This is a genomic window from Thiohalospira halophila DSM 15071 (genome assembly GCF_900112605.1).
GTDB lineage: Bacteria > Pseudomonadota > Gammaproteobacteria > Thiohalospirales > Thiohalospiraceae > Thiohalospira > Thiohalospira halophila.
In genome coordinates this window covers 80,287-93,513 of sequence record NZ_FOMJ01000006.1, presented here as the reverse complement: position 1 = coordinate 93,513, position 13,227 = coordinate 80,287, and the positions used below count along the sequence as shown (strand labels likewise).

Below are 13,227 nucleotides of genomic sequence, written 5' to 3'. Positions count from 1 at the left end.
TTCGATGACCCAGGGAAACAGGGGCAGTCAGCCGCGGGTGGCCTGCAGGGACTGCAGTCTCTATCAGGTCTGCCTGCCGGTAGGGGTGGAGGCGGAGGAACTCTCCGAGCTCGACCGCATCATCCATCAGCGCCGCCCCCTGCGGCGCGGTGAGCACCTCTTCCGCGTGGGGGACCAGTTCGAGTCCCTCTACGTCGTCCGCTCGGGCTCCGTGAAGACCTACGCGCCCTCGGTGGACGGGCGGGAGCAGATCACCGGCTTCCACCTGCCCGGCGAGCTGCTGGGGCTGGACGCCATCAGTAACGGCGACCACCCCTGCGGCGCCCGCGCCCTGGAGACCGCCAGCGTCTGCGAGATCCCCTACGAACTACTGGAGTCCCTGGGCGGGCGCATCCCCGCCCTGCGCCAGCAGATCTTCCGGCTCATGAGCCGGGAACTCCTCCAGGAGGAGAGCCACCTGCTCCTGCTGGGCCGCCGCGGGGCCGACGAGCGCCTGGCGGCCTATCTCATGGACCTGGCCGAGCGCCTCCGCCGGCGCGGCTTCTCCGCTACCGAATTCCATCTTTCCATGTCCCGGGGGGATATCGGCAACTACCTGGGGCTGGCGGTGGAGACGGTGAGCCGGACCTTCACCCGCTTCCAGGAGGAGGGCATCCTCACCGCCGAGCGCAAGCACGTGGTCATCCACGATGCCGCGGCCCTGGCCCGGGCGGCCGGGAACGAGGCCCTGGAGGCTGGCGGTCACCCCACGACCCTTGCGGGAAACTGATCCTGATCAATGCTTGTGGGAGGCCCCTCGCGGAATAGTGGGGCCGGATCGCCCGTCGGCACGGGGTCGGCGGGGCTGCAAGTATTAAGGAGATGACCCATGCCCGCGCTGGAACTGCTCTTCGGTAGCTGGATCGGCCTGCTCTCGGTCTTCACGGTGGTCTTCGCCATCGGGATGATCATCTTCCTCGGGGTGTGGGCGGTGAAGAACGTCCACCGCGCCGAGGAACACCACCACTGAGCCCGGGCCGGGTACGAGAACGCCGGTCGGGGCCCTTCCCCGGCCGGCAGGGCACCGGCCTCAGCCCTCTTCCGTGGCGAGCCGGTCCCGGGTGAGGTAGAGGGCGGCGATGGTGCGCGCCTCGGTGACGTCCGGGCGCGCGGCCAGCTCACCGATATCCGCCAGCGGCCACGGAACCACCTCCAGCTCCTCCGGCTCGTCGCCGGGTTCGCGGCGGGGATAGAGGTCCCGCGCGATCACCACGTGCGTGGTATGCCCCAGATAGCCCGGCGCCAGGGTCAGGCTGGTCAGCTCCTCCAGCCGGTTGGCCGCGAAGCCGACCTCCTCCATGATCTCCCGATTGGCCGCCTCCAGCAGCGGCTCTTCCCCCTCGATGCGCCCCTTGGGCAGGCCCAGCTCGTAACGGTGGACCCCGGCGGCGTACTCCCGGACCAGCAGGACCTCCCCGGCCTCGGTCACCGGCACGATGAGCACCGCACCGCGGCCCGACCCGGCCAACCGCTCGTAGTGGGTGACGGTGCCGTTGGTGAATTCCAGCTCCAGCGCCTCGATCCGGAAGAGTCGACTGCGGGCGACGGTCTCGGTCTGGCGGATGGTCGGTTTGCGGGGCATGGCGGACTCCGTGTGGTGGCGTCATGGTACCTGCGGCGGCCCGGTCCCGGCGAGGGGCTGGCGTGCCCGGGCGGCAGACGGCATGATCCCCGGCTCACACCGAATCTCCGAATCACATCAACCCGGGGAAGGGCATGAATCGGGCCAGCCTGGATGGCGAGCCGGTGGAGACCGTCCTGCTGGACATGGACGGGACCCTGCTGGACCTCCACTTCGACAACTACTTCTGGGGCGAGGTCCTGCCCGCCACCTGGGGTGCCCAGCGCGGCCTGGACGCCGCGGCGGCCCGGGCGGAGCTGGCTCCGCGCTTTCGCGCCGTGGAGGGGACCCTGGACTGGTACTGCCTGGACTACTGGGCCCGGGAACTGGGGCTGGACGTCCTCGCCCTGAAGGCCGGTGCCGCCGAGCGCATCGCCTGGCTGCCGGGGGTCGAGGCGGCCCTGGCGCGGCTCGGCGAGCTGGGCCTGCGGCGGGTGGTGGTGACCAACTCCCACGGCGCCGGGCTGGCGCTCAAGGAGGAGGTGACCGGCCTGCTGAGCCGGGTGGAGGCGGTGCATACCAGCCACGAGTTCGGCGCAGCCAAGGAGGAGGCGGCCTTCTGGGCGGCCCTCGCCCAGCGCGAGCCCCTGGATCCCGCCACGACCCTGCTGGTGGACGACAACCCCGACGTCCTCGCCGCCGCGCGTGCCTGGGGGATCCGGCACTGCCACCAGATCCGGCGGCCCGATACTACCGCGGAGGAGCGTCCGGCGGTCGGTCCCGGTGCCCCGGATCTGGCAACCATCGTCGACGGGCTGCACCCCCTGGAAGAGGCACAGCGAGGTAGTGCATGAGGCGCACGGCGACATCGATGACCGGAGTTGCGCTGCTGGTGGCCACCGCGCCCGGCGCGCTGGCGCAGTCGGGGGAGGCGGCCTACTACGGGGACCTCCCCACGGTGGTCACCGCCGGCCGCCTGGAGCAGCCGCGCACGCGGGTTCCCGCCTCGGTGACCGTCATCGACCGAGAGGCCATCACCGCCAGCGGCGCTACCGACCTGCCGGACCTGCTGCGACTGGTGGCCGGCGTCCAGGTGGGCCACTTCAGCGGCGCCAAGGCTACCGTGACCCAGCAGGGGCTGGCCGACGAGTTCTCGCGCAAGATGCAGGTCCTGGTGGACGGCCGGGTGGTCTACACCCCGGCCACCTCGGGCGTGGCCTGGTACGACCTGCCCGTCTCCCTGGAGAACATCGACCGCATCGAGGTGACTCGCGGGCCCAACGGCGCCAGCTACGGCGTCAACGCCTTCGTCGGCGCCATCCACATCCGCACCCGGCCGCCGGAGGAGACCGAAGGCACCCGAATCCTCACCGAGGTCGGCGGCGATGGCTACCGCCGCAGCCTGGTCCGGATGGGGACCCGCGATGGCAGCAGCAGCCAGCGGCTGACCTGGGAGCGCCGCCGGGACGACGGCTACACCGGGAAGGCCGGCACTCGCCACGACCAGCGGCGCCACCGGGTCCGCTATCGCAGCCGCCACCGGCCGGGGGTGAATACCATCCTCGACGTGGATGCGGGCGTGAATGCCGGCTATACCGGCCGCGGCAGCGATGGCTCCTACCACGAACCGGCCCACGACCGGGAGGTGGAGCGCTACTTCGGCCAGGTCCAGTGGCAGTGGCTGCGCTCCTCCCACGAGGACTGGCGAGTCCATCTCAGCCACGAACGGGCCGATGTCGACGACCGCATGGAGGTGCCGCCCTATACCGAACGGGACGGCGGCGATGCACTGGACGGGATCGAGGATTTTCCCGGGGATGCCCCCCTGACCAACGACCCCTCCACCGACGTCCGGCGCACCGCCGCCGAGCTGGAGCACCACTCCCGCCCCCTGCCGGGCCTGCGGCTGGCGTGGGGTCTCCACGGTCGCCACGATGAGCTCATCGCCCCCGGCTACGTGGGTGACGAGGAGCCGGTGGTCCTGAACACCCGGCGCGCCTTCCTCCACACCGAGTGGCGCCCCGGCGCGCGCTGGACCCTCCACGCCGGCGTCGGCGTGGAGGATGAGCCCTATACCGGGACCCATGCAGCCCCCCGGCTGGGCGCCAACTGGCACTACCATCCCGGCCATGCCGTGCGCCTGAGCGCCACCCGCGCCCGGCGGGCGCCCTCCCTGCTGGAGGCCCAGGGGAACTGGGGCCTGCGCCAGGCGGGGAACAACGAGCTCGTCGATCTGATGATGCGCGGCGACCGCGACCTGGAGCCCGAGCGCGTGGACAGCGTGGAGCTGGCGCTGGTGGGGGGCGGAGAGGCCTTCAACTACGAGTTCAAGCTCTTCCAGCGGACCTTCCGGGATCTCATTGTGGGGGTCGATACCTATCCCGCCACCACCGGCGAGCCCTATTCCGACTATCGAGGCCAGTGCCCGGAGGACCCGTATGGGCGTCCCTGTGCCTATCTGGCCAGCCACGTCCGTCTGCAGCAGAACAGCGAGACCATCCGGACCCGCGGGGCGGAGCTGCAGCTGGACTGGCAACCGGCCCGGGGCAGCCGCCTGGGGCTGGCCTACGCCTGGGGTACCGCGGAGGGGGAGCTGGACACCGCAGTCCCGGATCACCCCCTCCTTGAGAGTACGCAGAGCGCTGACAGCACCATCCCCGAGCACACGGCGGCGCTCTGGGGCAGCCAGCGTCTGGGGGCCTGGCGGTTTTCCGCGGCGGCCTACCACGTCTCCGCCATGCAGTGGATCATGAGCGATGAACTGGACGGCTGGACCACCCTGGACGTGACGGTGGCGCGCGACCTGGACCTCGGCTTCGGCGACGGCCGCCTGGCCGTCGCCGCCCTGGATGCCCCGGGGGAGTACGCCGATTTCCACGACGAGTATCGGCGTGACCGGCGCCTCTACGCCCACGCCTCGGTGACCTTCTAGCCCGCCCGCCATGGAGACGACCGTGCCAGGGAGTGACGCGGCCAGGAGCAGAGGTCCGGCGCTCGCGGGTGGCCGCCGGGCCTGGTGGCTCCCCTTCCTCCTCCTCGCCCTGCTGGCGCTGCCGGTCGGCGCTGCACCGCCGCCGGTGGTGGTGGTTGCCGACCCGGAGAGCGCCCACCAGCAGGCCTTCATCCAGGGGCTCCAGAATCGGTTGGAGGATCGGCGGGAGGGCCGGGCGGCGCTGGAACGGCGTTCACCGGCGGAGCTGGACCGGATCGACCCCGCGAGCCTGGTGATCGCCGTGGGCGAGCGGGCCGGGGCCGCCGTGGCCGAGCAGCGTAGCGGGGACTGGCGCCTCTACGGCCTGGTCTCCTGGGGGGCCGCCCGGGAGTGGCTGCAGGGGGATCCCCGGGCGGCGGCCCGGGTCGTGGAACAGCCCCCTCGACGGGTCGTGGCCCTGCTGGTCGACATTCTGCCCGAGGCGCGCCGCGTGGGCCTCCTGCTGGGCCCCTCTTCCCGCCACTACGGTCGTCGGCTGCGCTCGGCCCTCGAGGAGGCCGGCCGGGAGCCGGCAGTCCGCCAGGTGGAGGATGAGGCCGGGGTGGAGGCGCGGGTGGAGGAGCTCTTTACCGAGAGCCAGGCGCTCATCGTCCCCGCCGATCCGCTGGTTATCAATCGCCGCACCGCCGTGCCCCTCATCCAGGGAGCCTATCTGCGCGGCGTCCCCCTCCTCGGGCCCGGGCGCTCCAGCGTTCGCGCGGGGGCGCTCATGGCCCTGCATACCGATCCCGCCGAGCTGGGGCGCGAGGCCGCCGGCGACGTGTACGCCGCCCTCACGGGGTCGGCACCCGCCGGCCATCGCCACCCCCGGGCATTCCGGGTCGTGGTCAATTACGGCGTTGCCCGCGCCCTGGGGCTGGCCGTGCCACCGGAGGGAGAGCTGTACCGGCAACTGCAGGAGGGGCGGCCATGATGCCGGCGGGGATCCGGCGCACCCTGCTGGTGGTGGCCCTGCTGCCGGCCCTGGTCACCGCCGTCCTGCTGTTCGGCTATTTCGTCAGCGAGCAGATGCAGTTGCTCGACGATGCCCTGGAGGAACAGGGCCGGACCCTGGCGGAGCAGCTGGCCCCGGCCGCGGAATACGGCGTGGTCACCGAGAATCGCCCCCTGCTGCGGCGGGTGGTGGCCGCCGCCTGGGGCGACCGCGAGGTGGCCGGCATCGCCGTCGTGGACTCGGATGGCGAGGTCATCTGGCATCAGGGCGACTTCGAGCACGCCACGGAGCTGCGCATGGATCGGGAGGGCGGGAGCGCCCGGGAGTGTGCCCGCGGTCGCGAGCGGGTGCTCTTCTGTGCCCCCATCCAGCGGACCCGGCTGCCGGTGGAGGACTTCGGCGGTCCGGCCCGGGTGCTGCCCGAGGTGGTGGGCCGGGTCTACGTGGAGATGTCCGTGGTGCCGCTGCGCGAGCGGCGCAACGCCGCGATCCTGCGGGCCACCGGGATCACCCTGGCGGTGCTCCTGCTGGGCGGCCTGGTGGCCGCACGGGCGGGGCGCTCCATCGGTCAGCCCCTGGGGGAACTCGCCGAAGCCCTGCGCGCGGCCGGTCGCGGGGAGCTGGAGCGCCAGGTGCCGGAGACGGCGGGGGGCGAGCTGGCGGTTCTCCAGAGCGGCTTCAACCACATGATCGCCGAACTCAAGTCCACCCACGACCAGATGCAGGGACGGATCGAGGAGGCCACGGGCGAGCTGCTCAACGTCCTGGAGGAGCTGGAGCGCAAGAACCGGGCCCTGGAGACCCAGCGCCGCAATGCCCAGGCGGCCAACGAGGCCAAGACCCGCTTCCTGGCCAACATGTCCCACGAGATCCGGACCCCCATGAGCGGCATCATCGGCATGGCCGAACTCCTGGGACGGACGCCGCTGGACCCGTCCCAGCGGGATTATGTCGACGCCCTGCGGATGGCGGCCGACAGTCTCCACGTCCTGCTGGACGATGTCCTGGACCTGGCGAAGATCGAGGCCGGCAAGGTGCGCCTCCAGCACCGGCCCTTCGACCTGCGCGAGGCGGTGGAGTCCGTGGCCCGGATGCTCGCCCCCAGCGCCCACGCCAAGGGGCTGGACCTGGTCTGCTTCGTGGAGCCCGGGATCCACCCCCAAGTCGTGGGGGATGCCCAGAAGCTCAAGCAGATCCTCACCAACCTCGCCATCAACGCCATCAAGTACACCGAGTCGGGCGAGGTGGTGCTGGAGGTCACCGCGGAACGCGGGTCCGCCGATGCGGACCAGTGGCTCGGCTTCCGGGTGCGTGATACCGGCGTGGGTATCGCCCCGGATGCCCAGGCCCGCATCTTCGAGAGCTTCGCCCGGGTGGACGAGGGCGAGCCGGTTCCCGGCACCGGCCTGGGGACCACCATCGCCCGGGAGTTCGTGGAGCTCATGGGGGGCGAGATCGGGCTGGAGAGCGAGCCGGGTCAGGGGTCGCTCTTCTGGTTCCGGCTCCCCTGGCGGCTGGCGCCGGGCGAGGAGGAGGCCCTGCCGCGCCTCACCGGGGAGCGGGTTCTGGTGGTCAGCGGTCGGGAGAGCGAGCGTCGCACACTGGAGGCCTATATCATCGCCCTGGGCGGAGTCGTGACGGGGTGGCCGGCGCTGCCCGCCAGCGAGAGCGAGGTGACCGCCGAGGCCTTCGACATCATCGTGATCAGCCGGGCACCCGGCGAGGAGGCCCCCCGGGACGAGCAACTGGCGGCCATTGCCGGAGGGACCCGACTCATCTGTCTGTTCCCGCTGGGGGAGGGGCCCACCCGGAACCGGTGCCCGGTACACCTTCGCGCTCCCGTGCTGTGGCGGCAGCTGGCCCGATGCCTGGTGGGCGAGGAACGGGAGCTCCGGTCGCAGGGTCCTCCGGCCGAGGGAGTGGCCATTCGCGTACTGGTGGCCGAGGACAACGCCATCAACGCCCGGGTGATCCGGACCTTCCTGGAGCAGGCCGGCCATCAGGTCACGGTGGTCGGCGACGGCGACGCCGCCCTGGCCCACCTGGAGAACGTGCCCGTGGATATCGCCCTGCTGGACCTGCGCATGCCGGGACTGGATGGTATCGAGGTGGCCCGTCGCTGGCGGGCCGAGGAGGGGGAGGGCTGGGTGCCCCTGGTGGCGCTGACGGCCAACGCCACCGAGGCGGACCGCGCGGCCTGCGCGGACGCCGGGATGGACGGATTCCTCACCAAGCCGGTGAGTTCCGCCGAGCTGGATGAACTCATAGGCCGGCTGACGGGCCTTGAAAACACCGGCGCTTTCGGCTCAAATGGTGGTAACGGTTAGCAAGAACCGGTGCCGGACGGCACCGGACGGAATACGGTGACAAGCGGAGGCAGGACATTGAGCGATAATATCGTCCATGTGACGGACAGCACCTTCGAGGACGAAGTCCTGAACACCGACGGGGCCGTGCTCGTCGACTACTGGGCCGACTGGTGCGGGCCCTGCAAGATGATCGCACCCATCCTCGACGAGCTGGCCGAGGAGTACTCCGGCAAGCTCAAGATCGCCAAGCTCAACATCGACGAGAATCCGGGGACTCCGCCGAAGTTCGGTATCCGCGGGATCCCGACGCTGATGCTGTTCAAGGACGGCAACGTGGAGGCCACCAAGGTGGGCGCGGTCTCCAAGTCGCAGCTCTCGGCCTTCGTCGACAGCAACCTGTAGCCGCTGACCGGCGGCCGCCCGCGGGTGGCCGCCGGTCGAGGGTGGACCCCGGTCCACCTTCGTGGTAGCTTCCCTTACGCGCTTGCCCCCTGCGGCGCGACCTTTTCGTTTTTCAGGACTCTCGCCCCGAACTCCCGATCCCGGAAACGGACCCTCCCTCCTGGCGTGTGGCCGCCGATCGGTGGAGTCTCCGCGGAGTCGTTCCCGTACCCGCCGGAATCCCCATGCCCGAATCATCCGATCAAAACAGCGACAAGACCATGAATCTGACCGAACTCAAGCGCACCACCGCGGCCGAGCTCATCAAGCAGGCCGAGGAGATGAACCTGGAGGGGCTCTCCCGGGCCCGCAAGCAGGACGTCATCGTCGCCATGCTCAAGGCGCACGCCGAGCGCGGCGAGGACATCTACGGCGACGGGGTGCTGGAGATCCTCCAGGACGGGTTCGGCTTCCTCCGCTCGGCGGACGGCTCCTACCTGGCGGGGCCGGACGACATCTACGTTTCCCCCAGCCAGATCCGGCGCTTCAACCTGCGCACGGGGGACAACATCGCCGGCAAGATCCGGCCGCCCAAGGAGGGGGAGCGCTACTTCGCCCTGCTCAAGGTCGAGGAGATCAACTTCGAGCGGCCGGAGCACTCCAAGAACAAGGTCCTGTTCGAGAATCTGACTCCACTGCACGCCACGGAGCGCATGCAGATGGAGGTGGGAAACGGCTCCACCGAGGACATTACCCCCCGGGTCATCGACCTCATCGCTCCCATCGGCAAGGGCCAGCGCGGCCTGGTGGTCTCTCCGCCCAAGGCGGGCAAGACCCTGATGCTGCAGCAGATCGCCCAGTCCATCACGCAGAACCACCCCGAGGTATTCCTCATCGTCCTGCTCATCGACGAGCGGCCCGAGGAGGTCACGGAGATGGAGCGGTCGGTGCGCGGCGAGGTGGTCTCCTCCACCTTCGACGAGCCGGCGACCCGCCACGTGCAGGTGGCGGAGATGGTCATCGAGCGGGCCAAGCGGCTGGTGGAGCACAAGACCGACGTGGTCATCCTGCTGGACTCCATTACCCGTCTGGCGCGGGCCTACAACACCACGATCCCCTCCTCGGGCAAGGTGCTTACCGGCGGCGTGGACGCCAACGCCCTGCACCGGCCCAAGCGCTTCTTCGGCGCGGCGCGGAACATCGAGGAGGGCGGCAGCCTGAGCATCCTCGCCACCGCCCTGGTGGAGACCGGGTCGCGCATGGACGAGGTCATCTTCGAGGAGTTCAAGGGCACCGGTAACCTGGAGCTGCACCTGGACCGGCGCATCGCCGAGAAGCGGATCTTCCCGGCCATCAACATCAACCGCTCCGGCACCCGGCGCGAGGAGCTGCTCACCAAGCCGGACGAGCTGCAGAAGATGTGGGTGCTGCGCAAGCTGCTCAATCCCATGGACGAGGTGGCGGCCATGGAATTCCTCCACGACAAGCTCAAGGCCACCAAGACCAACGACCAGTTCTTCGACTCGATGAAGCGCTGACCGCGACGGCGCCGGCTCCCCTTGCCGGGGGGCGGCGCGCTGGCGTAAGATGGCCGGCTTGTTCGCGGCGTCCCGAGGGAGAGGGCGCTTCAGGGTCCAACGCGAGGTAGGTAGCGATGAAAGCGGATATCCATCCCCGGTATCAGGAAATCAATGTGAGCTGCAGCTGCGGCAACAGCTTCAAGACCCGCTCCACGGCTTCGGAGGACCTCCACGTGGACGTCTGCGCCGAGTGCCACCCCTTCTACACCGGCAAGCAGCGGCTGGTGGACACCGCCGGGCGCGTGGACAAGTTCCGCCAGAAGTACGGCATGTAAGGGCCGTCAGGCCGGCGACTCCCCCTCGCCGGCCAGCAGTTCGGCCACCGCCTCGCGGCTGGCCCGTGCCATGGGCTGGCCGTCCACCGGCGACGCCGGTGCCTGTCGGATCCCCCGTTCCGGGAAGACCACCACCTCCACCTCGGGGGGATTCTCCTCCTCACCCCAGGGAAAGCGGAAGCTGGGCAGTCGCTGCTCGGTCTCGCCCATCCGTAGTTCCACCTCGCCCTCGTCGAAGGGATGGTGGTGGTCCATGAGCCGGAAGGCGATGGCCTCCGGGGTGTCGCTGAACAGGTGCAGCGTCACCCGGCTGTAGCTCCCCGCCGTCCCCGTGAGGACCGGCCCCACCAGGCGCGGCCGGAAGTCCTCGAAGGCCGCCATGACCTCCAGCGCCACCCGGCGCAGCCGCGCCAGCTCCCGGGGCTGGTGGTCCGCCTCGAAGAGCCGCTGATGTTCCCGCAGGGCGGCCTCGATCTCCTCGTTGCGCGGCAGGTTCCGGGTGTCCGCCGCCCCCAGCCGTGCCGCCGCCTTGCGCTTGGCGTGGTGGAAATCGGTGAGGGCGCCGTCGCTCATGAGTCGCGCCGCCTCGGTGGCGATGCTCTGGCGCATGGCCTGGTCGTGTCGCCGGGGAGTCGATGCCATGGGCGGGTCCCCTAGAAGAGCGAACGCTGGACGTCGTCGTCAGAATTGGAGCCATTGCCCTCGCTGCTCGGCTCCGGGACGTGGCCCGGGCGGAAGGTCTCGAAGATCGCCTCCTCGTTGTCCGGACCGGCCAGCTGACCGGTCTCCGGGTCGATGCGCACCGTGACCATGCCCGAGGGGCGCTCCAGCTCCTTCTCCGGGACCCCGGCCAGGGCGACCCGCATGTAGTCCCGCCACATGGGCAGCGCGGCCCGGGCGCCGGTCTCGCGCCGACCCAGCGGGCGGGGGCTGTCGAAGCCCACCCATGCGGTGGTCGCCACGGCGTGGTTGAAGCCGGTGAACCAGGCGTCCACCTGCTGGTTGGTGGTCCCGGTCTTGCCGGCCAGGTCGTCACGGCCCAGGGCCAGCGCCCCTTGGCCGGTCCCCTCCTTGACCACATCCCGCAGCATGGCATTCATCTGGTAGACGTTCCCCGGCGGCAGCACCCGTTCGGCGGGCCGTTCGGCCCGGGGCTCGGGGACCGGCAGTCCCGGCAGGCCGATCCGGGCGACCAGGTGCTCCGCCCCTCGCAGACCGTCGGGGACGGCCTCGTCGCAGTCGGGGCAGACCCGCTCCGGGTTGGCCTCGTAGAGGATGCGCCCGTCGCGGTCCTCGATACGCTGGAGGAAGTGGGCGTCCACCCGGTAGCCGCCGTTGGCGAAGACCGTGAAACCGGTGGCCAGTTCGAGCGGGGTTATGGCGCCGCTGCCCAGGGCCAGGGTCAGGTCCCGGGGCAGGCGCTCGCGGTCGAAGCCGAAACGGGTGGCGTGGTTGATGGCGTAGCGGATCCCCATGGCGCGCAGCAGGCGGATGGAGATGAGGTTGCGCGATTTGACCAGACCGGTACGCAGCCGGGTGGGGCCGAAGAAGCGGCCGCTGTAGTTCTCCGGCGCCCAGACCCCCTCCAGGGCCGAGTCCTCCAGGACCACCGGCGCATCGTTGATGATGCTCGCGGGAGTGAAGCCGTGCTCCAGCGCCGCGGAGTAGATGAAGGGCTTGAAGTTGGAGCCCGGCTGCCGGCGCGCCTGGGTCACCCGGTTGTACTTGCTGCGGCTGAAGTCGTAGCCGCCGGTCAGGGCCAGGACGCTGCCGTCGTCCGGGTGCAGGGAGACCAGGGCTCCCTGGACCTCGGGCCTGTTGGCCAGATGCCAGCGGCCCTCACCCAGCGGGCGCAGGCGAACGATATCGCCCACCGCCACGACGTCCGCCGCGGTGTCCGGGGCCGGCCCGGTGCTGTTGGTATCGCGGTAGGGGCGCGCCCAGGCTAGGCCTCGCCACGGGATGGTATCCAGGTTGCCTTCCCGGGTGAGGACCCGCGCCGAGCGCTCTTCCACCGCCAGCACCAGTCCCGGTTCGAGATCCCGGGGCAGGCGGATCTCGTCCAGCCAGTCGCGCCACTGCTGGAGCTGCGGCGGGCGCAGCTCCAGCGGGCCGGGGCTGTCGGCGGTGGCCAGCCAGTACCGTAGCGGACCATCCAGCTGCAGCTCGCGCCGCTCCACCGGACCCCGGTAGCCGTGGCGGAAGGAATAGTCGTGGATGCCGTTGGACAGGGCCTGGTTGGCCGCCTCCTGGAGCCGGCTCTCCACCGTGGTGTAGACGCGGTAGCCGCCGGTGTAGGCGCCCTCGCCGTGGCGCGCCACCATCTCCCGGCGGGCGAGCTCGGCCACCCAGGGGGCGTGCAGGCTCGCTTCCGCGCCGTGATACCTGGCGTTGTCGCGGAAGGCGCGCGCCTCCTGCCAGCGATTGGTCGGCAGGTAGCCCAGGGCGTGCATGCGGTCGAGGACGTAATTGCGCCGGATGAGTGCCCGCTCGCTCCCGGTGAGCGGGTTGTAGCGGGAGGGCGCCTTGGGCAGTCCGGCGATCATCGCCATCTGTGCCGGGTTGAGTTCGTCCACGCCGAGGCCGTAGTAGACCTCCGCCGCCGCCCCGACCCCGTAGGCGCGGTTACCCAGGTAGATCTTGTTGAGGTAGAGCTCGAGGATGGTCCCCTTGTCCAGCTCCCGCTCCATCTTGAAGGCGAGCAGGATCTCCCGGAACTTGCGCAGGTAGGTCTTCTCCCGCGTCAGGAAGAAGTTGCGCGCCACCTGCATGGTGATGGTGCTGCCCCCCTGGCTCTTCTCCCCGGTGGCGGCGAGGTTGGCCGCCGCCCGGAGCAGGCCCAGGTAGTCCACCCCGGGATGCTCGTAGAAGCGGTTGTCCTCGGCGGCCATGACCGCCCGGATCATGAGCGGGGGGATCTCGTCGCGTTCCAGCGGGATCCGGCGCTGACTGCCGTACTCCGCCATGAGGACGCCGTCGCGGCTGTAGACGCGCAGGGGCACCTGGAGCTCGATGTCCTGCAGCTCGGCATGGGCGGGCAGCCCGGGCGCGAGGTGCGCATAGGCGGCGAAGCCGGCGGCCACGGCGGCGACGTAGAGGAGGGCCAGGCCGAGGACCAGGCGACGGGAATAGCGGACCAGAGAGGACATGGGGGCG

General features: G+C 70.5%; 12 protein-coding genes. 9 read left to right on the top strand and 3 right to left on the bottom strand.

Translation table 11 applies throughout. The features are described 5' to 3' along the window. Positions 1 to 4: 4 nt before the first annotated feature. Together fnr and BM272_RS09235 are read left to right on the top strand one after the other, a co-directional pair. Positions 5 to 769: a fumarate/nitrate reduction transcriptional regulator Fnr gene (gene fnr / locus BM272_RS09240; RefSeq protein WP_093428502.1), complete on the top strand. Its 765-nt coding sequence runs from the start codon at positions 5 to 7 to the stop codon at positions 767 to 769. A gap of 99 nt (positions 770 to 868) precedes the next feature. Then, the gene (locus BM272_RS09235; RefSeq protein ID WP_093428501.1) at positions 869 to 1,009 is read left to right on the top strand and encodes a DUF3149 domain-containing protein; all 141 of its coding nucleotides are present in this window, start codon (positions 869 to 871) and stop codon (positions 1,007 to 1,009) included. Positions 1,010 to 1,069: 60 nt separating this feature from the next. On the opposite strand, the gene nudE is transcribed toward BM272_RS09235, so the two are convergent. Then, positions 1,070 to 1,621 carry an ADP compounds hydrolase NudE gene (nudE, locus tag BM272_RS09230; protein ID WP_093428500.1) on the bottom strand — a complete coding sequence of 184 codons (552 nt, stop codon included), beginning with the start codon at positions 1,619 to 1,621 and terminating at the stop codon, positions 1,070 to 1,072. 134 nt (positions 1,622 to 1,755) lie between these two features. Between nudE and BM272_RS09225 the strand changes: the two genes are divergently transcribed. The 7 genes from BM272_RS09225 (at position 1,756) to rpmE (ending at position 10,071) form a co-directional block, all read left to right on the top strand. Beyond that, the gene (locus BM272_RS09225; RefSeq protein WP_240308083.1) at positions 1,756 to 2,454 is read left to right on the top strand and encodes an HAD-IA family hydrolase; all 699 of its coding nucleotides are present in this window, start codon (positions 1,756 to 1,758) and stop codon (positions 2,452 to 2,454) included. Positions 2,455 to 2,471: 17 nt separating this feature from the next. Beyond that, positions 2,472 to 4,532 (top strand): TonB-dependent receptor plug domain-containing protein, encoded by a 2,061-nt coding sequence (locus BM272_RS09220; RefSeq protein ID WP_159433057.1) that lies wholly within the window; start codon positions 2,472 to 2,474, stop codon positions 4,530 to 4,532. Between the two features lie 22 nt (positions 4,533 to 4,554). Further along, entirely contained in the window at positions 4,555 to 5,505 is a 951-nt protein-coding gene (locus BM272_RS09215) for an ABC transporter substrate-binding protein (protein WP_159433056.1), read from the top strand. Beyond that, the gene (locus tag BM272_RS09210; RefSeq protein WP_093428497.1) at positions 5,502 to 7,853 is read left to right on the top strand and encodes an ATP-binding protein; all 2,352 of its coding nucleotides are present in this window, start codon (positions 5,502 to 5,504) and stop codon (positions 7,851 to 7,853) included. Before BM272_RS09215 ends, BM272_RS09210 begins: the two co-directional genes overlap by 4 nt. 57 nt (positions 7,854 to 7,910) lie before the next feature. Further along, a complete protein-coding gene (gene trxA, locus BM272_RS09205) occupies positions 7,911 to 8,237 on the top strand; it encodes a thioredoxin TrxA (RefSeq protein ID WP_093428496.1) in 327 nt (108 codons plus the stop codon). 260 nt (positions 8,238 to 8,497) lie between these two features. After that, the gene (gene rho / locus BM272_RS09200; RefSeq protein ID WP_240308094.1) at positions 8,498 to 9,754 is read left to right on the top strand and encodes a transcription termination factor Rho; all 1,257 of its coding nucleotides are present in this window, start codon (positions 8,498 to 8,500) and stop codon (positions 9,752 to 9,754) included. A gap of 116 nt (positions 9,755 to 9,870) precedes the next feature. Continuing rightward, positions 9,871 to 10,071, top strand: a complete 201-nt coding sequence (gene rpmE / locus BM272_RS09195) for a 50S ribosomal protein L31 (RefSeq protein ID WP_093428494.1) — start codon at positions 9,871 to 9,873, stop codon at positions 10,069 to 10,071. Positions 10,072 to 10,077: 6 nt separating this feature from the next. On the opposite strand, the gene BM272_RS09190 is transcribed toward rpmE, so the two are convergent. Beyond that, positions 10,078 to 10,713, bottom strand: coding sequence for a hypothetical protein (locus BM272_RS09190; RefSeq protein ID WP_143613217.1), 636 nt, complete (start codon positions 10,711 to 10,713; stop codon positions 10,078 to 10,080). Between the two features lie 11 nt (positions 10,714 to 10,724). Continuing rightward, positions 10,725 to 13,220, bottom strand: a complete 2,496-nt coding sequence (locus BM272_RS09185) for a penicillin-binding protein 1A (protein ID WP_093428492.1) — start codon at positions 13,218 to 13,220, stop codon at positions 10,725 to 10,727. Positions 13,221 to 13,227 lie beyond the last annotated feature (7 nt).